The organism is Xanthomonas maliensis (genome assembly GCF_009192945.1).
Classification (GTDB): domain Bacteria; phylum Pseudomonadota; class Gammaproteobacteria; order Xanthomonadales; family Xanthomonadaceae; genus Xanthomonas; species Xanthomonas maliensis.
In genome coordinates, this window is record NZ_NSET01000079.1 from 22,173 (window position 1) to 44,302 (window position 22,130).

At 66.8% G+C, this 22,130-nt stretch carries 18 protein-coding genes; 16 read left to right on the plus strand and 2 right to left on the minus strand.

From position 1 onward, the window contains the following. Positions 1–327: 327 nt before the first annotated feature. The 5 genes from CKY51_RS20685 to CKY51_RS20705 all read left to right on the plus strand — a co-directional run bounded on the left by CKY51_RS20685 (position 328) and on the right by CKY51_RS20705 (position 5,799). A complete protein-coding gene (locus CKY51_RS20685; protein ID WP_022972872.1) occupies positions 328–708 on the plus strand; it encodes a RidA family protein in 381 nt (126 codons plus the stop codon). A 15-nt stretch (positions 709–723) separates the two neighbouring features. Then, positions 724–2,868, plus strand: a complete 2,145-nt coding sequence (gene recG, locus CKY51_RS20690; RefSeq protein ID WP_022972871.1) for an ATP-dependent DNA helicase RecG — start codon at positions 724–726, stop codon at positions 2,866–2,868. Between the two features lie 147 nt (positions 2,869–3,015). Further along, positions 3,016–3,954: a nucleoside hydrolase gene (locus CKY51_RS20695; RefSeq protein WP_022972870.1), complete on the plus strand. Its 939-nt coding sequence runs from the start codon at positions 3,016–3,018 to the stop codon at positions 3,952–3,954. A gap of 82 nt (positions 3,955–4,036) precedes the next feature. After that, positions 4,037–4,279 (plus strand): type B 50S ribosomal protein L31, encoded by a 243-nt coding sequence (locus CKY51_RS20700; RefSeq protein ID WP_152249830.1) that lies wholly within the window; start codon positions 4,037–4,039, stop codon positions 4,277–4,279. A 230-nt stretch (positions 4,280–4,509) separates the two neighbouring features. Further along, entirely contained in the window at positions 4,510–5,799 is a 1,290-nt protein-coding gene (locus CKY51_RS20705; protein WP_152249832.1) for a citrate synthase, read from the plus strand. A gap of 72 nt (positions 5,800–5,871) precedes the next feature. Here the strand turns inward: CKY51_RS20705 and CKY51_RS20710 are convergent, their stop codons facing one another. Together CKY51_RS20710 and CKY51_RS20715 are read right to left on the minus strand one after the other, a co-directional pair. Next, complete coding sequence (locus CKY51_RS20710) at positions 5,872–6,516, minus strand: hypothetical protein (protein WP_022972867.1); 645 nt, start codon at positions 6,514–6,516, stop codon at positions 5,872–5,874. A gap of 325 nt (positions 6,517–6,841) precedes the next feature. Further along, entirely contained in the window at positions 6,842–9,268 is a 2,427-nt protein-coding gene (locus CKY51_RS20715; protein WP_152249834.1) for a penicillin-binding protein 1A, read from the minus strand. Positions 9,269–9,484: 216 nt separating this feature from the next. Between CKY51_RS20715 and CKY51_RS20720 the strand changes: the two genes are divergently transcribed. The 11 genes from CKY51_RS20720 to CKY51_RS20770 all read left to right on the plus strand — a co-directional run bounded on the left by CKY51_RS20720 (position 9,485) and on the right by CKY51_RS20770 (position 22,117). Beyond that, positions 9,485–10,543 (plus strand): pilus assembly protein PilM, encoded by a 1,059-nt coding sequence (locus CKY51_RS20720; RefSeq protein WP_152249836.1) that lies wholly within the window; start codon positions 9,485–9,487, stop codon positions 10,541–10,543. After that, a complete protein-coding gene (locus tag CKY51_RS20725; RefSeq protein ID WP_152249838.1) occupies positions 10,543–11,328 on the plus strand; it encodes a PilN domain-containing protein in 786 nt (261 codons plus the stop codon). The genes CKY51_RS20720 and CKY51_RS20725 overlap by 1 nt, the downstream gene beginning before the upstream one ends. After that, positions 11,325–11,987, plus strand: a complete 663-nt coding sequence (locus CKY51_RS20730) for a type IV pilus inner membrane component PilO (RefSeq protein WP_031340407.1) — start codon at positions 11,325–11,327, stop codon at positions 11,985–11,987. The genes CKY51_RS20725 and CKY51_RS20730 overlap by 4 nt, the downstream gene beginning before the upstream one ends. Then, positions 11,984–12,517, plus strand: coding sequence for a pilus assembly protein PilP (locus CKY51_RS20735; protein ID WP_022973523.1), 534 nt, complete (start codon positions 11,984–11,986; stop codon positions 12,515–12,517). The genes CKY51_RS20730 and CKY51_RS20735 overlap by 4 nt, the downstream gene beginning before the upstream one ends. A gap of 20 nt (positions 12,518–12,537) precedes the next feature. Next, positions 12,538–14,490, plus strand: a complete 1,953-nt coding sequence (locus tag CKY51_RS20740; RefSeq protein ID WP_152249840.1) for a type IV pilus secretin PilQ — start codon at positions 12,538–12,540, stop codon at positions 14,488–14,490. A gap of 622 nt (positions 14,491–15,112) precedes the next feature. After that, on the plus strand, positions 15,113–16,132 hold the full coding sequence (locus CKY51_RS20745; RefSeq protein ID WP_022973520.1) for an AAA family ATPase: 1,020 nt from the start codon (positions 15,113–15,115) through the stop codon (positions 16,130–16,132). Between the two features lie 40 nt (positions 16,133–16,172). Continuing rightward, the gene (locus CKY51_RS20750) at positions 16,173–17,105 is read left to right on the plus strand and encodes a DUF58 domain-containing protein (protein ID WP_022973519.1); all 933 of its coding nucleotides are present in this window, start codon (positions 16,173–16,175) and stop codon (positions 17,103–17,105) included. A 5-nt stretch (positions 17,106–17,110) separates the two neighbouring features. Then, complete coding sequence (locus CKY51_RS20755) at positions 17,111–17,566, plus strand: DUF4381 domain-containing protein (RefSeq protein WP_022973518.1); 456 nt, start codon at positions 17,111–17,113, stop codon at positions 17,564–17,566. After that, positions 17,563–18,570: a vWA domain-containing protein gene (locus CKY51_RS20760; RefSeq protein ID WP_022973517.1), complete on the plus strand. Its 1,008-nt coding sequence runs from the start codon at positions 17,563–17,565 to the stop codon at positions 18,568–18,570. Before CKY51_RS20755 ends, CKY51_RS20760 begins: the two co-directional genes overlap by 4 nt. Next, positions 18,567–20,381: a VWA domain-containing protein gene (locus tag CKY51_RS20765; protein ID WP_022973516.1), complete on the plus strand. Its 1,815-nt coding sequence runs from the start codon at positions 18,567–18,569 to the stop codon at positions 20,379–20,381. The genes CKY51_RS20760 and CKY51_RS20765 overlap by 4 nt, the downstream gene beginning before the upstream one ends. After that, entirely contained in the window at positions 20,378–22,117 is a 1,740-nt protein-coding gene (locus tag CKY51_RS20770) for a BatD family protein (protein WP_152249842.1), read from the plus strand. Before CKY51_RS20765 ends, CKY51_RS20770 begins: the two co-directional genes overlap by 4 nt. Positions 22,118–22,130 lie beyond the last annotated feature (13 nt).

Sequence of the window (22,130 nt, forward strand, 5' to 3'; positions counted from 1 at the left end):
CCACAGACGCCCCGCGGTGTCCTCAATTGCTGGCGCCCAAGCTTGTGCCTGGAAGGTCCGCAGATACGGGAACTCAGTATTGTCTGTTTCGCTGGCTGGCGCGATCTCGATCGGTTGGGCGGGCGCGCGGTTTGGCGCAGCGAGCTGTGGCTGCTGTTTGCGCAACCGCCATGGCCGCTGCCGGGCGCCTCCACAGCAGCGGTCGGCGGACAGGGCCGCACCGGTATCCGACGCGACGGCGGGTACCTCGTCGCTTCGCGCTTGGTCGCCCGCCCACGGCGCGCACCGATACAATGCGCGCTCGTTTTCAGTGCTGATGGAGTTTGCATGTCCCAGATCATCCACACCGACCAGGCGCCGGCTGCCATCGGCCCTTACTCGCAGGCCGTGCGGGCAGGCAATACCGTGTACTTCTCCGGGCAGATCCCGCTCGATCCGGCCACCGGCGAGATCGTGCCGGGCGATATCGGCGCGCAGGCGCGGCGGGCGTTCGACAATCTCAAGGCCGTTGCCGAGGCTGCCGGCGGTTCGCTGGACAAGATCGTGCGCCTGGGCCTGTACCTGACCGACCTGGGCCAGTTCGCCGCCGTCAACGCGGTGATGCAGGACTACTTCCAGGCCCCGTTTCCTGCACGCTCGACCATCGAGGTGTCCGGCCTGCCCAAGGGGGCCGGCTTCGAAGTCGATGCGGTGATGGTGCTCGAGTAAGTCGCACACGCCCCTGTGCCGCGCGCGCGTCTCGCTACCGTTCCACTGGCCGCTGCCGGGCAGGCGCCGCTTGCCAGCCTGCCCGGCGTCGGCCCCAAGGCGGCCGACAAGTTCGCTGCGCGCGGCATCCTCACGGTGCAGGACCTGTGGCTGCACCTGCCGTTACGTTATGAAGACCGCACCCGGCTGACCCCGATCGCGCGCCTGCAAGGCGGCGTCCCGGCGCAGATCGAGGGCCGGGTGGAAGCGGTCGAACGCGGTTTTCGCTACCGACCGGTGCTGCGGGTGGCCGTGTCCGATGGCTCCGGCGGCACCTTGGTGCTGCGGTTCTTCCATTTTCGCGCGGCCCAGGTGGCGCAGTTCGCGCCGGGTGCGCGGCTGCGCGCCTTCGGCACCCCCAAGCCGGGGCAGCACGGCTGGGAGATCGTGCATCCCAGTTATCGCATTCTGGGCGACGGCGAAGATCCCGGGCTGGGCGAGTGCCTGGACCCGGTGTATCCGGTGCTGGAAGGGGTCGGACCGGCCACCGTTCGCAAGCTGATCGGCCAGGCGCTGGAGCGCTTGCCGGAGGGTGACGCGCTGGAACTGCTGCCCACGCACTGGTTGCAGGACGCGTGCCTGCCGCCGCTGCGTGAGGCCTTGCTGACCTTGCACCGGCCGCCGGCGCAGATCGACCCGCAGCAGCTGTTGGCCGGGCAGCATCCGGCGCAGCAGCGATTGGCGATCGAAGAGTTGCTTGCCCACCAGCTGAGCCTGCGTCGGCAGCGGATCGCCTTGCAGCGCTTTCGTGCGCCGGTGCTGGCCGGCGGCGGTGGCTTGGTCGAGCGCCTGCGCGCAGCGCTGCCGTTCCGGCTGACCGCCGCGCAGCAGCGTGTCTTTGCGCAGATCGCCCATGACCTGGCCCGACCATCGCCGATGTTGCGGCTGGTCCAGGGCGACGTTGGCAGCGGCAAGACGGTGGTGGCCGCGCTGGCGGCGATGCTGGCGGTCGAGCAGGGCAAGCAGGTCGCGCTGGCGGCGCCGACCGAATTGCTGGCCGAGCAGCACCTGACCAATCTGCGCGGTTGGCTGGAGCCGCTGGGCGTGCGCGTGGTCTGGTTGGCCGGCAAGGTCACTGGCAAGGCGCGCGCCGCCGCCCTGGCCGAGGTCGCCTCCGGCCAGGCGCAGGTGGTCGTCGGCACCCATGCCCTGATGCAGGAAGCAGTGGTCTTCCATGACCTGGCGCTGGCCATCATCGACGAGCAGCATCGCTTTGGCGTGCACCAGCGACTGGCGCTGCGCGACAAGGGCGCAGCGGCCGGTACGGTGCCGCATCAACTGGTGATGACCGCGACTCCGATCCCGCGCACGCTGGCGATGTCGGCATATGCGGATCTGGATGTCTCGGCAATCGACGAGCTGCCACCGGGGCGCACGCCGGTGCAGACGCTGGTGCTCAGCGCCGAGCGCCGGCCCGAACTGGTCGAGCGCATCCGTGCCGCCTGCGCCGAGGGGCGCCAGGTCTATTGGGTGTGCACCCTCATCGAAGAGAGCGAAGAGGGCGACAAGCCGGCGCAGGGCGGGCCGCCGCGGATCGAGGCGCAGGCGGCGGAGGTCACGTTCGAGGCGCTGACCGCGCAACTGCCGGGGGTGCGCGTGGCACTGGTGCATGGGCGCATGAAACCGGTCGAGAAACAGCGTGCGATGCTGGCATTCAAGCAGGCTCAAAGCGATCTGCTGGTGGCCACCACGGTGATCGAGGTCGGCGTGGACGTGCCCAACGCCTCGCTGATGATCATCGAGAACGCCGAGCGCCTGGGGCTGGCGCAGTTGCACCAGTTGCGCGGGCGCGTCGGCCGCGGCGCCACCGCGTCCAGTTGCGTGCTTCTGTATCAACCGCCGTTGTCGTTGATGGCACGGCAGCGGCTGGAAACCATGCGCCAGACCAACGATGGCTTTGTGATCGCCGAGAAGGACCTCGAACTGCGCGGACCGGGTGAGTTGCTGGGAACCCGTCAGACCGGGTTGGCCAGTTTCCGGATTGCCGATCTGGCGCGCGATGCTGGCTTGCTGCCGCGCGTGCAGGTGCTGGCCGACCAGTTGCTCGCGCAGTCGCCGCAGATCGCCGATCAACTGGTCGCGCGCTGGATCGGCGGGGCCGTGCGCTATGCCGCTGCGTGAGGCGTGGATGTGGACGCCGGGAAGCGGGATTGGGACTGCGTGAGCGCGGAGGCTGGTCGCGTGGCGGGTGCACGGCGATTCGCGTGATCGGCGGATCCTTGCGAAGATGGCCGATCACATCCCGAATGTTTGCCCAATTCCGAGCCCATGACTGACAAGATTCCGCTGTTGATCGATACCGACCCGGGCGTGGACGACGCGCTGGCATTGCTGATGGCCTTCAACGACCCGCGTCACCAGGTGGTGGGACTGACCATCGCCGCCGGCAACGTCGGGCTGGAGTACACCGTGCGCAATGCCTTGAAGGTCTGTGAGATCGTCGGTCGCGCGGATGTGCCGGTGCATGCGGGATGTCCGCAACCCTTGTTGCATCCCTCGGTCGACGCGGCGCATGTGCACGGCATCGATGGCTTCGGCGACGTCGGCCTGCCGCCGGCGGCGCATGGCGTGGATGCCGAGCATGCCGCGCTGGCGATCCTGCGGCTGTCGCATGCCCACGCCGGCCGCCTGCTGCTGGTCGCGCTCGGGCCGCTCACCAACCTCGCCCTGGCGCTGACCCTGGACCCGACGCTGCCGCAGCGTGTGGCTCGGCTGGTGGTGATGGGCGGCGCGCTGACCGGTCACGGCAACATCACCCCGGCAGCCGAGTTCAATATCGGCTTCGACCCGGAGGCCGCGCATATCGTCTTCCGGTCATTCCCGCAGTTCGATGTGGCCGATTGGGAAGCCACGGTCGCGCATGGCCTGCCGCACCGCGACGTCGAGCGCTGGCTGGCCGCCGATTCGCCGCGTGCGCGCTTCTACGAGGAGATTTCCCGCAAGACCCGGCTGTGGTCGGAGGACAGTCGCGGCGAATACTGGTATGCCGCCGATGCCCTGGCGATGGCATTCGCGCTGCAGCCGGAAGGCGCACTGCGGCTGGAGCAGCGGCCGGTCCAGGTAGAGCTGGCCGGGACCCATACCCGTGGCATGACGGTGGTGGACTGGAACCGCCAGGGCGGCGCCCCCGACAATACCCGCCTGCTGCTGGAGTACGACCGCCAGCGCTTCTTCGGCCTGGTGGCTGAGGCGTTGGCCGCCGGCTGAGCAGGTCCGGGGCCGGCTTGCGCCTGGATCGGTAGGGGGGCTATAATTCCCTGCTTATCCAGGCAGCCCGGCGCCGAAAGCCATGAAAGAGAATACCCATCCCAGCTACAACAACGTCGTTTTCCACGACGTGACCTCCGATTTCAAGTTCCTGACCCGTTCCACCATGAGCTCGAAAGAGACCGTGAAGTGGGAAGATGGCCAGGAGTATCCGGTCATCAAGGTGGAAATCTCGTCCGCCTCGCACCCGCACTACACCGGCAAGCACAAGGTGATCGACACCGGCGGCCGGATCGACAAGTTCCAGAAGCGCTACGCGCGCTGATCTTGTAGGACGGGCTGTACCGACAACGGCCGCGCACTGCGCGGCCGTTGTCGTTTCGACGGTGCGCTGATCGCACTGGTTCGTGTCGGGCGCCATCGTCTACGACTTCCGTCCAAGCGACGGGCAAAATGCTGCTGTGCGATAATGGAGAAATCCCGGGCGACCCCCTGGACTTCCATCACGTGCCTGCTTGTCATGGGCGGGCGCCTTCCACTGAAGGAGCGTACACAGTGTCCGATCTTGATCAGGTCACGCTCAACGCCGGCGACAAGTCGGTCGTTCTGCCGGTTCTTAAGCCCACGTTGGGCAATGACTGCGTCGACATTTCCAAGCTGACCAAGGAAACCGGTCTCTTTACCTACGACTCGGGCTTCACCGCCACTGCCAGCTGCAAGTCGGCCATCACCTATATCGATGGCGACAACGGCGTGCTGTTGTATCGCGGTTACCCGATCGAGCAACTGGCGGAAAAGTCCAGCTTCCTGGAAGTGGCCTACCTGCTGATGAACGGCGAATTGCCGACGCAGGACGAATTCAGCAAGTTCGACCACGAGGTCACGCATCACACGATGATGCATGAGTCGCTGAAGAACTTCCTTGGCGGCTTCCGTCACGATGCACATCCGATGGCCATGCTGGCCGGCTCGGTCGCCTCGCTGTCGGCGTTCTACCACGACACCCTGGACCTCAACGATCCGGAGCAGCGCCGCCAGGCCGCGATCCGTCTTATCGCCAAGGTGCCGACGCTGGCTGCAGCCGCGTACCGCTACTCGATCGGCTGGCCGATCCGCTATCCGCGCAACAACCTCAACTACGTCGATCGCTTCCTGCACATGATGTTCGAGGTGCCGAGCGAGCCGCTGGAGATGAATCCGGTGGTGGCCAAGGCGCTGGACTTGCTGTTCATCCTGCACGCAGACCACGAGCAGAACGCCTCGACCTCGACCGTGCGTCTGGTCGGTTCGACCGGCGCCAATCCGTATGCGTCCGTTGCCGCCGGCATCACCGCGTTGTGGGGCCCGGCACATGGCGGCGCCAACGAAGCGGTGCTGAAGATGCTCGAGGAAATCGGCACCGCCGACAACGTCGAGTCGGCCGTGGCCAAGGCCAAGGACAAGAACTCCTCGTTCCGCCTGATGGGCTTCGGTCACCGCGTCTACAAGAACTTCGACCCGCGCGCCAAGATCATCCGCGAGATGACCCACAAGGTGCTGGGCGAGCTGGGCGTCAACGATCCGCTGCTGGAAGTGGCGTTGAAGCTGGAAGAGGCTGCGCTGAAGGACGACTACTTCGTGCAGCGCAAGCTCTACCCCAACGTCGACTTCTACTCGGGCATCATCTACAAGGCGCTCAACATCCCGGTGGAGATGTTCACCGTCATGTTCGCCATCGCCCGTACCGCCGGCTGGGTGTCGCACTGGCTGGAGCAGCAGGTCGACCCGGAAATGAAGATCGGCCGTCCGCGCCAGATCTACACCGGCTACGACAAGCGCGATTACAAGGATGCCGGCAAGCGCTGAGCCGCACCGCCGTCGGCTTGCAGAAACGCCCCGCCTAGCGGGGCGTTTTTGATTACCGGCCGCAAACGCGCCTCAGCGTTGCAGATAGCCGTGGATCTCATCGTCGACCAACAGCTGCCGTAGTTGCGCGGCCGACGCGCGCGCCATCGGTCGTTCGTCCACCGGCGACAGCGGCGCCTGGCGCAGCGCATCGTACGGCAGCACTGTGAGATCGAAACTGAGTTCTTCGGCGCTGAACAGCCAGACCGGGAAATCCCCGCTGCGATCGCGATCCAGCCGAAGTCGCCGCATCCGCGATTCGGCCGGGATGCCGTGCTCTTCCAGGAAACGCTGTACCGCATCGGCGTCGTCGCTGTGCAGGTGCAGGTGGACCGGCGCGTTGGCATCGGCGGTCCCCTCAAGCACGGCGCCGGTCAGGCGTGGCTGAAAAGGATTGAGGAAATCCAGCGCGCGCAGCGCCGCTTCGCGTCGTTGACGCAGTTGGGCGAGATGGTCGGGCCCGGCGAACAGTCGCTGGTACTCGCGCAAGGCGTCCTCGATTTCGCGGTTGCGCGGCAACGAGGCGTCATCATGGATGCCCAGTCGGCTGGCAGCCTTGAGCTTGGCTTGATGAAAGTCGCGGATGCCGCCTTCGGCCATCAAGCGTGCGGCCTCGTGGGCGAGGCGATGCCGGCGTTCCCGGGTGCGCGTATCGGCGTGTTGGCGTGCGTGATGCATGACCGGGCTCCCCTGATGAACCTGGCCTCGACTCTACAACAGCCACATGAAGACATGGCGAAGCATCGAGCGTTTCTCGGCAGCGCGATCACACGGCGCGATGGCTGGCCTCATCGATACGACGGCTTGCGAGGCGAGCGCCACCCGGATGCACATGGAGGGGCGTCTGGGCGAGAGCAGGGATGAGGCGGCGTATCGGCTCGGGATGCTGCCCGCCCCAACAGATCGATTTCGGGCCGAACGCGACTCGACGCATTCGTGTCGCAAAGCAGTCGGGAGTCTGGGCAGCCAGGCTGCCCAGACTCCCGATGACCCGGTCCAGTGGCTAGAAGATATCGAATGCCTTCTCGTCCTGCTGCTCCTGCAGGCCGTAGTCGTAATCCTGCAGACGATCGAGGTCCTCGTTCTTGACCCATTCCACCGCGCCATTGAGGGTGGCCTGGGTCATGCCGTCCGGTGGATCGTTGGTGGCGATCGGCTTGTCCTTCAGCGCAACGCGCATGTAGTCGATCCAGATCGGCAGCGCCGCCTTGCCGCCATACTCGCGATAGCCGAGCGAGCGGAAGTCGTCGCGCCCGACCCACACGGTCGTGACGTAGGGGCCGCCGAAGCCTGAGAACCAGGCGTCGCGGTGGTCGTTGGTGGAGCCGGTCTTGCCGCCGACGTCCTCGCGGCCCAACACCTTGGCCGCGGTGCCGGTACCGCGCTGGACCACGTCGCGCATCATCGAGACCAGCTGATAGGCCGTGCGCTCATCGATGGCGCGCGGCGCGATCTTGGTCTGGGCGGGATCCGCCGGTGCAGCCGCCGTCGCGGCCGGTGCCGCGCCCGCAGGCGCCTCGGCGGGCTTGGCCGGGGCCGGCGCGCCGAAATTGAAGCCGTCGACGACTTGGCTCACCGGCGCCACGTTGCCACCCTGCAAGGCGCAGGTCCGGCAGGCGACCGCCGGCACTTCCTTGAACAGGATCTTGCCGTCGCGATCCTTGACCTCGTCGATGATCCAGGTATCCACCCGCGAGCCGCCGTTGGCGAACACCGCGTAGCCGCGCGCAACCGACAGCGGGGTCAGCGAGGCGGTTCCCAGCGACATCGACAGATTGGGCGGCAGCTCGGCCTCCTGGAAGCCGAACTGGCTAATGTACTTGCGGGCGAAGTCCACGCCGATGGCGTCGAGCAGGCGCACGGACACCAGGTTGCGCGATTGCACCAGCGCTTCGCGCAGCCGCATCGGACCGCGGAAGCCGCCGCCATCGTTCTGTGGCGACCAGGTCTTGCCCCGGCGGTCGCGGAACACCACTGGAGCATCGAGCACGATCGAGGCGGGATTGAACCCCTTCTCGAAGGCGGCGGCATAGACGAAGGGCTTGAAGCTGGAGCCCGGTTGGCGGCGCGCCTGGGTCGCGCGGTTGAACTTGTTGCCGGCGAAGCTGAAGCCGCCGACCATCGCCCGCAAGGCACCGCTGTTGGCATCCAGCGAGACCAGCGCCGCCTGGCCCTGCGGCAACTGATCGATCAGCCACTCGCCATCCTTTTCGCCGGGGCGGATACGCACCAGGTCGCCCCGGGTCAGCAGCTTTGCTGGAGTCTTGTTGGTCCAGCGGCTGGCGCTGGCGGACAACGTGAGCTCGGTCTTGTCGGCCTGCACCACGGTGACACCGCCGTCCGGGTTGCTGCGCGCCACGATCACCGGCCGCATCCCGCCCTGGCTGAAGGCACCGCGCAGGTGTTTGGCCAGTGCGGCGGCATCGTCGTCGGCGCCGACCTCGAAGTGTTGTTCCACGCCATGCCAGCCGTGGCGGTGGTCGTACAATCGCAGGCCTTCGTTGATGGCCGCATCGGCGCCGGTCTGTAGGGTGGCATCGATGGTGGTGGTGACGTGGTAGCCCTTGTTGAGCACGTCGCCCCCGTACTTGGCGATCATTTCCTGCCGGACCAGCTCGGCCACATAGGGGGCGTACACCTCCACCGGTGGCTCGTGCGGCTTGGCGTGCATGGGCACCGCCTTGGCCGCGTCGGCCTCGGCCTGGCTGATGAAGCCCAGGTCGGCCATGCGTTGCAGGACATAGTAGTCACGCCGCTCGCGGGCCCGCTCGGGATTGCTGATCGGATTGCCGCTGGAGGGGAACTTGGGGATGCCGGACAAAGAAGCCATCTCGTCCAGGCTCAATTCGTTCAACTTTTTGCCGTAATAGTATTCGGCGGCCGCGGCCACGCCATAGGCGCGATTGCCGAAGAAACTTTTATTGAGGTAAAGCTCGAAGATTTCGTCCTTGCTCAGCTCGCTCTCGATCTTGCGTGCCAGCAGGATCTCGGCCAGCTTGCGGGTGTAACTGTATTCGGAACTGAGGAAGAACTGGCGGGCGACCTGCTGGGTGATGGTCGAGCCGCCGGGGACGCGTTTGGCGTCGGTGGTGGCCAGCAACCAGACTGCGCGGGCGATGCCCTTGTAGTCCACCCCGCCATGCTCGTAGAAGCGTGCATCCTCAGTGGCCAGGAAGGCTTGTTTGAGACGTGCGGGGACGTCCTTCATCTGCACCGGGTAGCGCCGGGTCTCGCCGTAGACGGCCATCAGGCGGCCGTCGCTGGCGTAGACGTACATCGGCTCCTGCAGTTCCACCTGCTTGAGCGACTGCACGTCTGGCAGCTTGGAGGAAACGGCGTAGTACAACCCGCCGGCAGCGATGGCACCAAGCAGGGCGAGCACAACGAGCGTGGCCAGGATCCAGCCCAGCCAACGGCGAATACGAGGCATGTAAGAGAGATTCCGATTGCAGATTTCTTGGTCACAGAGTATAGATGACGCCGAGTTCGGCTGGGGCCGTACTCATGGGGAGCACAGGGGACACCACTGGGGTCACGTCATGAGGCCATTGCCGCGTGCGTGAAGGGGTTGTCAACTGTTAAAATTTGATTATTAATGCGAGGACGCAGTAGTCGCGTCCAAGTGCCCGTCGGCAGGGGAGTTTCCGTGGGGCTTTTACCCAAGAGTCAGTCGTCACTGATCGGTGTCGACATCAGTTCTACTGCGGTCAAGCTGTTGCAGCTTTCCCGTAGCGGCAATCGTTTCCGCGTGGAACACTACGCTGTGGAACCGTTGCCGCCGAATGCGGTGGTCGAAAAGAACATCGTCGAGGTCGAAGCGGTCGGCGAAGCGATTCGTCGGGCGATCAACCGTTCCGGCAGCAAGGCCAAGAACGCGGCCGCGGCCGTGGCCGGGTCGGCGGTCATCACCAAGCTGATCCCGATGCCGGCCGACCTGGACGAGAACGACATGGAAGCCCAGGTCGAACTCGAGGCGACCAACTACATCCCCTATCCGATCGAGGAAGTGAACCTCGATTTCGAGGTGCTGGGCCCGCTGCCCAATAGCCCGGACATGGTCCAGGTGCTGTTGGCGGCCTCGCGTTCGGAGAACGTCGAGCTGCGCCAATCGGCGCTGGAGCTCGGTGGGCTGACCGCCAAGGTGATGGACGTGGAGGCCTTTGCGGTCGAAAACGCCTTCGCGCTGGTCGCCAGCGAGCTGCCGGTCGCCGCCGATGCGGTGGTGGCATTGGTGGACATCGGCGCCACCATGACCACGCTGAGCGTGTTGCGCTCCGGTCGCAGTCTCTACAGCCGCGAGCAGGTCTTCGGCGGCAAGCAGCTCACCGATGAGGTGATGCGCCGCTACGGACTGACCTACGAGGAAGCCGGCTTGGCCAAGCGTCAGGGCGGCCTTCCCGAAAGCTATGAGGTCGAGGTGCTGGAGCCGTTCAAGGAAGCCACGGTGCAGCAGATCAGCCGCCTGTTGCAGTTCTTCTATGCGGGCAGCGAATTCAATCGGGTCGACTGCATCGTGCTGGCCGGCGGCTGCGCGGCGCTGCCGCGACTGCCGGAAATGGTCGAGGAGCAGTTGGGGGTGACCACCGTGCTGGCGAACCCGCTGGCGCAGATGACATTGGGGCCCAAGGTTCAGGCCCATGCCCTGGCGCAGGATGCTCCCGCGTTGATGATCGCCACCGGCCTGGCCCTGAGGAGCTTTGACTGATGGCAAGAATCAACCTATTGCCCTGGCGCGCCGAGCGCCGCAAGGCCCGTGAGCGCGAGTTCTATTCGATGCTCGGCTTCGCCGCGCTGGGCGGGCTGCTGTTGTCGGCGTTGATCTGGTTCTACTACGACGCCCAGATCAGCGGGCAGAACGAGCGCAACGCCTTCCTGACCGCCGAGATCGACAAGGTCAAGGCGCAGAACGAAGAGATCAAGGAACTCGACAAGAAGAAGGACCGCCTGCTGGCGCGCAAGAAGGTCATCGAGGAACTGCAGGCCAACCGTTCGCAGATGGTGCATCTGTTCGACTCGCTGGTGCGCACCATCCCCGATGGCGTGGTGTTGACCAACGTCAAGCAGGACGGCGACATCCTCACGCTTGAAGGTCGTTCGCAATCCAACGCGCGCGTCAGTACCTACATGCGCAACCTCGAAGGCTCGGGCTGGATGACCAATCCGGACCTGTCGATCATCGAAGCCAAGGCGCAGGACAAGGCCGGACAGCCTGCATCGCAATTGGCAGGCAACAAGGCACTGCCCTATGTGTTCACGCTGAAGGTCCGGCTGGCCAATCCGAACCAGGCAGACAAGCAGGCGGCGGCCGCTGGCGGCCAGGCACCGGCGGCAGCGCCGGGCGCACCGGCACCGGCACCGGCAGCACAGCCAGCGGCGGCTCCGGCGAATCCGGCGGCACCAGCGGCAGCACCAGCGGCGAGTCCGACCGCACCGGCGTCCAACCCGGCGCCCGCGCCCGCCACTCGGCCGCAGGAGGGGGCGGCGTCATGAGCAAGAAATCGTTCAAACTCAGCGATCTGGATTTCAACAACATCGGCGGCTGGCCGCAGCAGGCGCGGATCGTGTTCTGCATCATCGTCAGTCTGTTCATCATGGTGCTGGCGTGGTTCCTGCTGATCAGCGGCAAGCGCGACGAACTGGAAGGGCTGGAAAGCACCGAGTCCCAGTTGCGTAGCGAGTTCGAGACCCAGCAGGGACGAGCCGCGAATCTGGAACCGCTCAAGCAGCAATTGGCGCAGATGGAGCAGGTGCTGCAGCAGATGCTGCGGCAGTTGCCCAGCAAGACCGAAATGCCGGATCTGATCATCGACATCTCGCAGACGGCACTGTCCAGCGGGCTGTCCAACGAGTTGTTCCAGCCCGGTCCGGAGTCGCCCAAGGAGTTCTACGCCGAAAAGCCGATCGCCCTGCGCATGGTGGGCAGCTACCACCAGTTCGGTGCCTTCGTCAGCGGTGTGGCCTCGCTGCCGCGCGTGGTGATCCTGACCATGCACGACATCAACCTGAAGCCCAGGGACCCGAAGGCCGGCATCACCCAGCGCGGCGCGCTGGAGCTGTCCGGTACCGTCAAGACCTACCGTTATCTGGACGATGAGGAAATGGCCGAGCAGGAAAAGGCAGCCGCCGCTGCAAAGAAGGCCGGCCAATGAGTACGAAACTGATCAAACTGCTGTCCTGCATCGCCCTGGTGGCGCTGCTGCCGGCCTGCGGTCGCAGCGTGACCAGCACGCCGGGCGATGCGCCGAACCTGCAGGCCTGGGTGGCCGAGGTGCGTGCACGGCCGGCTCCGCCGCTGGAGCCGCTGCCGGTCATGCAGCAATTCGAGACCTTCGAATATGCGGCGCAATCGCTGCGCGATCCGTTCACCGATGCCTGGGCCGTCGCCGAAGGCGGTAACGGCACGCGGCCGGATCCGAACCGGCGCAAGGAGCCCTTGGAGGCCTATCCGCTCGACGCACTCGACATGGTGGGGACCATCGGTGGCGGGTCGGGATTGGTTGCTCTGGTGATGGCGCCTGACAAGGTGACTTACCGGGTCCGTCCGGGGATGTATCTGGGGCAGAGCGATGGCCGGGTGACCGGGGTCTACGAAGACCGCATCGAGCTGATTGAACTTGTGCCGGACGGTGCAGGCGGATGGCTGGAACGGCCGGCCGCGCTGTCGCTGGATGATCAATAAGAGTGATAGGGGATAGCACGATGACTTTTTCCAATGCCCAGCGTCCGCGTCCGGTTCGGCGCCACGCGATCCTCCGGGCTTGCGCGCTGGGGTTCGCGCTGGCACTGGCAAGCGGCAGTTCGTTTGCCGCCGCCGCCGTGGCACAGACCGCCGGGCAGGATCCGGCCAAGTCGGTTCCGGCCAGCCTGGCGGTGTCCAAGATCGACTTCAAGCGCGGCGATGACGGCGCTGGTCGCCTGATTCTGCAGTTCGACGGTCAGGGCGCCAGCCCCGACCTGCGGACCCAGGGCGACAACGTCGTGGTGGACATCAGCAACGCCAAGCTACCGGCCGACCTGCAGCGTCCGCTCAACGTGACCGATTTCGCCACGCCGGTGCAGCGTGTGGACGCCAAGCCGTCCGGCGGCGGCGCGCAGCTGGTGCTGTCGACCAAGGGACCGTTCGAGTCGCTGGCCTACCAGACTGGCAACGAGTACGTCGTGGAAATCACCCCGCGCAAGGGTCAACCGGCCATGGGGGGCGTCACGCCTGCCGCCGTGACCCAGGCTGCTGCGCAGATCGCCGCCCGCGGTTATAGCGGTCGCCCGGTGACGTTCAACTTCCAGGACGTGCCGGTGCGCACGGTGCTGCAGCTGATCGCCGAGGAGTCCAACCTCAATATCGTCGCTTCCGACACTGTGCAGGGCAACGTCACCCTGCGACTGATGAACGTGCCGTGGGACCAGGCGCTGGACATCGTGCTGCGCGCCAAGGGCCTGGACAAGCGGCGCGACGGCGGCGTGGTGTGGGTCGCGCCGCAGCCGGAGCTGGCCAAGTTCGAGCAGGACAAGGAAGACGCCCGCATTGCGATCGAGAATCGCGAGGACCTGATCACCGATTACGTCCAGATCAACTACCACACGGCGTCGGCGATCTTCAAGGCGCTGACCGAAGCCAAGGGTATTGGTGGACAAGGCGGTGGTGGTCCGGGCGGTGCTGGACAGAACGACAACGGCTTCCTGTCGCCGCGTGGTCGTCTGGTCGCCGACGAGCGCACCAACACCTTGATGATCAGCGATATCCCGAAGAAGGTCGCGCAGATGCGCGAGTTGATCTCGCATATCGATCGTCCGGTCGACCAGGTGCTGATCGAAAGCCGCATCGTCATCGCGACCGACACCTTTGCGCGCGACCTCGGCGCACGTTTCGGTATTTCGGGGGCGACCGGCCGTGGAATTTTGAGCGGTTCGCTGGACAGCAACGTGAACTACCAGAATACGTCGGCGCAGCGTGCCAACGAACTGGCCAATACCGCGACGGCAACCACGCCCGGAACCAGCAACACCATTCCGCAATTCCTGTACCCGTCCGGCTTGAACGTCGATCTGGGGGCGAGTGGATTCACGACGAGTCGGGCTGCGGGTCTGGCCTATACGCTTCTTGGCTCCCACTTCAACCTCGATATCGAACTGTCTGCGATGCAGGAAGAAGGGCGTGGCGAAGTGGTGTCCAATCCCCGCATCGTCACCGCCAACCAGCGCGAAGGTGTGATCAAGCAGGGTCGCGAGATCGGCTACGTCACCATCAGTGGCAGCGGCGCGGGCGGTGGTTCGCAAGCCAACGTGCAGTTCAAGGAAGTCCTGCTCGAATTGAAGGTCACGCCGACCATTACCAACGACAATCGGGTTTTCTTGAACATGAATGTCAAGAAGGACGAGGTCGCGCGCTTCATCAATCTGCCGTTGTACGGTACCGTCCCCGAAATCAACCGCCGCGAAATCAATACCGCGGTACTGGTTGGCGATGGCGAGACAGTGGTGATCGGTGGTGTCTACGAATTCACCGATCGCGAAAGCGTCTCCAAGGTTCCCTTCCTGGGCGACATCCCCTTCCTGGGCAATCTGTTCAAGAAGCGTGGGCGCAGCAAGGAGAAGGCTGAGTTGCTGGTCTTCGTGACGCCGAAGGTGTTGCGCGTGGCCAGTTCGGCGCACTGATCTCGTGCACTGATCGTTTTGCAGAAAAGGCCGCTCACGCGGCCTTTTCTTTGTTGCGCGTCCGAGCCGGCAATCCGTTTTTCGATGGCCAGCGAACGCAAGCGGGAGCTGCGGTTTACGCACGGCGTGCAAACGAGGCGGCGATAGGCCAGACAATGAGGGCTGTCCTGCTCGCAGGCCGGATGCATCGCCCTCCAAGCCATGCTGTTCCAGGATGCGGCGTTGGGTGTCGCACTGACGCGGCGGAGGCGCGCATCGCCTGGCAACGGCGCGGCCTATGCTCCAACGGTCTGCATGGCTGCCCTTGGTTCGCTACCGCGTCGGCGGAAACCAGTGGCGCTGGGGTGCGGCCGCGCCACGCAGCTTGTGCGCCATCGCGCCGATCGCGGCCAACGCGCTGCGTCGTGGCACAGTGGTCGCAGCCAGGTCCCCGCCGTCGCGCAAGTCCGGCGACCTCCCACTTGCGGATTGCCCGAGACGGCCGCGTCGAAGCGCCCGTGAGAAGGTCAGTCCGTCAGGCCTCGCTGCTGGCGATCGTCCGCGAACGCGACGCAGTTCACTCACTGAACAGTAGACCGCCAGGCAGTGAACCAATCGCGCCCGGATCGGTCACACTGAGCCTATGAACGCGCCGCCGCTCCTCCCCCCCGAAGCCGCTGCCGTGCCCGCCGAGGACCGGTTGCATCGTCAATTCACCCAATTGCGCACAGCGTTGAGCGAACGCATCGTCGGCCAGGCAGCGTTGGTCGAGCGCCTGCTGATCGCCTTGTTGGCCGATGGCCATCTGCTGGTCGAAGGCGCGCCGGGCCTGGCCAAGACGACCGCCATCCGTGCCCTGGCCTCGCATCTGGAAGCGGACTTCGCGCGGGTGCAGTTCACGCCGGACTTGTTGCCAGCCGACCTGACCGGGACCGAGATCTGGCGTCCGCAGGAAGGACGCTTTGAATTCATGCCGGGGCCGATCTTCCATCCGATCCTGCTTGCCGACGAGATCAACCGCGCACCGGCGAAGGTGCAGTCGGCATTGTTGGAGGCGATGGGCGAGCGTCAGGTGACGGTGGGGCGGCACACCTATGCGTTGCCTCCGCTGTTCCTGGTGATGGCTACGCAAAACCCGATCGAGCAGGAGGGGACGTTTCCGCTGCCGGAGGCGCAGCTGGATCGCTTTTTGATGCATGTGCGGATCGGCTATCCGCAAGCCGAGGCCGAGACCGAGATCCTGCGGCTGGCACGCGATGCCGCCCGGCAATCTCAGCAGGTGCAAGCACCGCCGCTGGAGCGCATTCCGCTGGAAGACGTCTTCGCGGCGCGTCGGGCGGTGCTGGATATCCACCTGGTGCCGCAGCTGGAGCGCTACTTGGTCGAGATCGTGCTGGCCTCGCGCGATGCGCAGCGCTACGACGCGACGCTGGCGCGACGCATCGCCTGGGGCGCGAGTCCGCGCGGCTCGATCGCCCTGGAGCGTTGCGCGCGTGCGCGCGCCTGGCTGGCCGGCCGCGATTACGTGACCCCGGACGATATTCGCGCGATTGCTCCGGATGTGCTGCGTCACCGGGTCCTGCCCAGCTACGAGGCCACCGCCGAAGGCTGGGACGGCGAGCGCCTGGTCGCCGAGTTGTTGGACAAGATTCCGCTGCCCTGAGCGGCCGCGCCTGCCGCGCAAGAGCGCTTCCCGTCGATCGATGTCCGCCAAGCCCACCAATGCTGTTGCCGCCAGCGCGCTGTCCTCCGGGGACGGCACGCGGCCCACGCTGGCCGAACTGGTCGCGCTGCGTGGCGCTGCGCACGTCCGTGGCCAGCGCGGGCGTGGGCGACACGGCATCATCGGTCCGGTGCCGGCCGCCACGCGGGGGCGCGGCATGGAGTACGCCGAGTCGCGTGATTACGTGGCCGGCGACGACGCGCGGCATATCGACTGGCGGGTCACCGCCCGCACCGGCCGCGCACATACCAAGCTGTTTCAGGCCGAGCGCGAGCGGCTGAGTTTGATCGTGGCCGACACGGCGCCGTCGCTGTATTTCGGGACGCGGCTGCGCTACAAGTCGGTGCAGGCCGCGCGTGTCGGCGCCGTTGCCGCCTGGTTGGCCCAGCGCCAAGGCGACCGTATTGGCGCGTTGCGGGGGACCGCCAGCGAGGCGCCGGTGCCGCCGCGTGCCGGCCAACACGGAGTGTTGCCGGTGCTCGATGCCCTGACCCGCTGGTACGCCCAGCCCCCGATCGACGACGCCGGACTGGAGGTCGCACTGGACCATGCCGCGCGCCTGTTGCGGCCGGGAGCGCGGCTGACGGTGCTGGCCGATGCACGCAGTGCTGCCGGGATCTCGGCCACGCGCTGGTCGGGATTGGCGCTGCACCACGAGGTAGTGGTGATCGTGCTGCTGGATCCGCTGGAGCTGACGCCACCACCACGCGCCCTGGCGTTCGAAGCCGGTGGCGAGCGCATCACCGTCGATCTGTCCAGCGCCGCCGGGCGGGCGCGCTGGCAGGCAGAGTTCGTCGCCCCTCTCGAACAATTGTCGGCCACCTTGCTGGCACGGCGCATTCGCCTGCAGCGGTTGTCCACCACCGATCCAAGCGATGCCTGGTTGGGCGCCGCCACGAGCGCTGGAGCCTGACGTCGATGGCGCCGGGCAAGCTACCGCTGCGCGATGTGCATCTGCCGCCGACGCCGTCCTGGTGGCCGCTGGCACCGGGATGGTGGGGTGTGCTGGCGGTGGTGGCACTGGTGGGCGGCCTGCTGGTCTATCTGCGCTGGCGGCGATATCGGCGCGAGCGGGCGTGGCTGGCGTTGTTCGATGCCGAGCTGGCGGTGGCTGGTTCTGTGGCGCAGCGGCTGGTGGTGCTGTCGGGGTTGCTGCGGCGTGCGGCGCGGCGCTGCGATCCGCGAGCCGATCGGCTGCAGGGCGAGGACTGGCTACGTTTCCTCGATGGACACAAGGGGCAGGCATTCTCGCAAGGACCGGGGCGCGTGCTGCTCGACGGTGGCTTCCAGCGTGCGCCGCTGGTGGCCGATCCAGAGGCGCTGCAGGAATTGGCGCGTGTGCGCTTCCTGGCCTTGATGCGAGGCCGTCGATGAACTGGCTGGATTGGTCGCAGTGGCAGGAGGCGCTGTCGCACTGCGCGTGGCCATGGGCATGGTGGCTGTTGCCACTGCCGTTGCTGATGTGGTTCTGGCCGCAGCGACGTGCCGATGCCGCTGCGTTGCGCGTGCCCTATGGTGAGCAACTGCACGCCATTGCCCAGGCGCAGGGCCGACCAGCGTTACGGGCACCGCGCTGGCTGGCCTGGCTGGGCTGGATCCTGTTGTGCGCGGCGCTGGCGCGTCCGCAGCAAGTAGGCGAGGTGATACAGCCGCCGCACGAGGCGCGGCAGATGATGTTGGCGGTGGATCTGTCCGGCAGCATGAGCGAGCCGGACATGGTGCTGGGCGGCAGCGTGGTCGACCGTCTTACCGCCGCCAAGGCGGTGTTGTCCGATTTCCTCGACCGTCGCGACGGCGATCGTGTCGGCCTGCTGGTCTTCGGTCAGCGCGCCTACGCACTGACGCCGCTGACTGCCGATCTCACCTCGGTGCGCGAGCAACTGGCCGACAGTGTGGTCGGCCTGGCCGGGCGGGAGACCGCGATCGGCGATGCGATCGCGTTGTCGGTCAAGCGTCTGCGCGAACAGCCGAAGGGTCAGCGGGTGGTGATCCTGCTCACCGATGGAGTCAACACCGCTGGCGTGCTCAGCCCGCAAAAGGCCGCCGAACTGGCCAAGGCCGAAGGCGTGCGTGTACACACCATCGCCTTCGGTGGCAGCGGCGGCTATGCCCTGTTCGGGGTGCCGTTGCCGGGCGGCGGGGATGACGATATCGACGAGGAAGGCTTGCGCAAGATCGCCGAACAAACCGGTGGGCGCTTCTTCCGTGCCCGCGATACCGGCGAGCTGGCCGGGATCTACGCCGAACTCGATCGCCTGGAGCCGGTCAAGGCGGCCGGGCCATCGGTGCAGCCGCGCGAAGAGCGGTATTACTGGCCGCTGGGCGCCGCGGTGGTGGTCGCGCTGCTGGCCTTTGTGCTGCCAAGGCGGTGGCGATGAACGTCATGAGCACGCCGCTGGGATCCTTGCATCTGCTGCGCCCGGAATGGTTGTGGGCGCTGCTGGCGCTGGTGCCGGCGGCAGTGCTGTGGCAGTTGCGCCGGCGGACCAGCGACGGCTGGCGGCAGACGGTCGATGCGCATCTATTGCCGCATCTGCTGGTCACCGGCGGACGCCGCGGGTGGGGCGGCTGCGCATTGGCCGGCCTGGTCTATCTGCTGGCGATCCTGGCATTGGCCGGGCCCAGTTGGCGCCAGGCCGAGCGGCCGGTATTCACGCCCAACCGGCCGCTGGTGATCGCCCTGGACTTGTCCTCCAGCAGCCAGGCGACCGATCTGCCGCCATCGCGCTTGCTGCAGATGCGCGCCAAGCTGGCGACCTTGCTGCGGCAACGGGCTGGCGGCGATGTGGCGCTGTTGGCGTATGCCGGCGACAGTTTCACCGTCGCTCCACTGACCGGGGATGTGGCCAACGTCGCATTGTTCCTGGATGCGTTGTCGCCGTCGGTGATGCCGGTGGACGGCAAGCGGGCCGACACAGCGATCGATGCGGGCGTGCAGTTGCTCAAGCAGGCCGGCTTCTCCCAGGGCGATATCCTGGTGGTCAGCGATCGTGCCGATGGTGCCGCGCAGGGCGCCGCCGGACTGGCGCACGCGCACGGGTTCACGGTGTCGGCGCTGGGCGTGGGCAGCGAGCGTGGCGCCGCCTATCGCACCGGCAGTGGCGAGATCGCGCAGGCACGGCTGGACGAAGACAGCTTGCGGGCCTTGGTGGCCCGCGGTGGCGGTCGCTATGCCCGCCTGAGCGCCGATGGGAGCGACCTGCGTGCACTCGGCGTGCTGGATCCGGCGCGACAGACCACCGGCGACCAGGCCGCCAATGTGCAAGGCGGCAAGATGTGGCTGGATGATGGGTATTGGTTGTTGCTGCCGGTGATGGCCCTGGCCTTGCTGGCCTTCCGCCGCCGCGCCGATCTGAGCGTGCTTGTGCTGGTCTGCCTGTTGCCACTGGCAGCACCGGCGCGCGCGGCCGATGGCACCGCGTGGCGCCGCGCCGACCAGATTCAGCAACAACGTCTGGAAGCCGGGGTGCAGGCCTATCGCAAGGGCGACTTCGCCGCCGCGCAGCAGGCCTTTGCCGGGGTCGCGACCGATCAAGGCTTGTACAACCTGGGCAATGCACTGGCCCGTCAGGGACAGTACGACGCCGCCATCGCGGCCTACGACCGCGCCTTGCAGCAGCACCCCGGCATGCAGGACGCCATCGCCAACCGGGCGGCGGTGGAGGCGGCACGCAAGCGCAAGCAGCAGGGCGGCGGTCAACAGCAAGGCCAGCAGGGCAAGCAAGGGCAGAACCAGCAGGGTCAGAACCAATCCGGGCAGGGCCAGTCGTCCGCGCAGCAGGGAAATAGCGGCGGTCAAGGACAACCGCCGCCGACGTCGAACCCTTCTGCGGGTGCTCCCGGGCAAGATGCGTCGGCGTCTGCCACACCGCAACGTGGTCAGTCGTCCGCTTCCGATCCACAGTCCGGATCGCAGGCGCAGCCACCGCCAGCGGCGGCCGACGCTCAAGCGCAGCAGCAGGCGGATGCGGCGCAGCGCCAGCGCATGCAACAGGCCATCGCCAACGCCACGCAGGACGGCAAGCAGAGGGCGGGACAAGCGCCAGCGGAAGCCGCGCTTACGCCGCAGCAACGCGAGCAGCAGCAAGCGGTGGAGGCATGGATCCGGCGCGTGCCGGACGACCCAGGCAGCCTGCTGCGCGCCAAATTCAAGCTCGAGTACGAGCGCAGGCAACGGGAAGGACGATGATCGGCAACAGGCATTGGTGCCGCAGGGCAATGGGCATGCTGGTCTGCGTGGCGGTCTGCGTGACCGCCGTTCCTGCCGCTGCCGTCACGCGGGCGTGGCTGGATCGCGACAGCATCGACGCGGGCGATTCGGTGACCTTGAACGTCGAGACCGATCAGCGTGGCGTCCAGCCGGATTTTGTACCGTTGCGTGCCGATTTCGCGCTCGGTGCGACCAATGCCAGCCAGCAGATGCAGGTCAGCAATGGCGGCGTCACCACACGCGCACTGTTTGGGGTGGTGCTGACGCCGCGCAAGAGTGGCGCGCTGATCGTGCCGGCCGTGCGGGTCGGGCGCGAGCGCACCGAGCCGCTGCCGCTGCAGGTCAATGCTGCCGTCGCCGCTGCTGCCGCGGCTCCCGCCTCCGGTAGCGCCGCGAGCGTGGCACAGGGCAACGAGGAAGCCTTCGTCGACACCCTGGTAGACGATCGCCAGCCCTACGTGCAGCAGAGCGTAGGCGTGGTGGTACGCCTGCATTACGCCACGCAACTGACCTCTGGTGAGCTCGATTTGCCTGCGCCCGATGGCGCGTCGCTGCAGCGCGTCGGCGACGATGTCAGCTCGACCGAGATGGTCGATGGACGACGCTACAACGTCGTCGAGCGTCGCTTCCTGTTGGTACCCGAGCGCAGCGGGCCATTGGTGTTGCCGCCGGCCCGTTTCAACGGCCGTAGCGTGGGCGGTTTCTTTGACGACTACTTCGGTCGTGGCAATGGCGAGCTGAGTGCGCGCAGCGCGAGCATTTCGATGCAGGTGCGGGCGCAGCCGGTGAATGCACCGCAACCTTGGTTGCCGCTGCGCAGTTTGCAGCTGCGCTATACCGCCACCCCGCAGCGCGCCACCGCCGGCGAGGCGGCGCAGATCGTGGTCGAGGCCAGCGCGCGGGGTGCGACCCAGGCGCAATTCCCGGAATTGCCGACGCCGGCCGTGCCCGATGCCCAGGTGTTTGCCGAACCGGCGCAATTCGACGAACGCTTCGTCGATGGTTCGCCGCAGTTGCGGGTAACCCGGCGCTATTCGGTGGTCCCCAACCGCGCTGGCACCCTGGTGGTGCCTGGTCTGCAAATGGGGTGGTGGGATGTCGGTGCCGCGGCGGCACGCATGGCCTCGTTGCCGGATCTCACGCTGGAGGTCGCGCCGGGCAGTGGCGCCTTCGCTGCAACGACCACCGCGCCGGCGACGAGTGCAGCTCCGGCGGGTGCGGCGTCAGTCCCGGCAGGTGCCGCATTGCAATTGCAAGCGCCGGCACCACCCGCGCGGCCGTGGGGATGGATGGCGGCAGCGCTGGTGTTTGCATTGCTGTGGCTGGCGACGCTGGGCTGGGGATGGCGCCGTCGGCGGCAGCGGCAGCAGCCCAGCGCGGCAGTGATGCCGCCGGCCGCCGGCACGGCCGGCCGGCGCGCCACCCATAGCCTGGCGGACCTGCGTCGCGCACTGGATGCCGGCGGGCTGGACGAAGTCGCCGTCGCGCTCTGCGGCATGGCGGGCGTGGACGACATCGATAGCGTGCTGGCGGCGCTCGACGACCCGGCCCAGCGCGCCGCAGTGGTACGCATGCAGCGCGCGCGCTGGGGCGGCGAGGGCGACGTCGCGGGTGCGCGTGCCGCGCTGCGCGACGCCTTCGCCCAAGCACCGCGCTGGCGTAGCGCGCTCGCTCCCGCGCCGGCAGTCGTGCCGCCGTTATATCCGCCGGGCTGAGTCAACGGCCGCC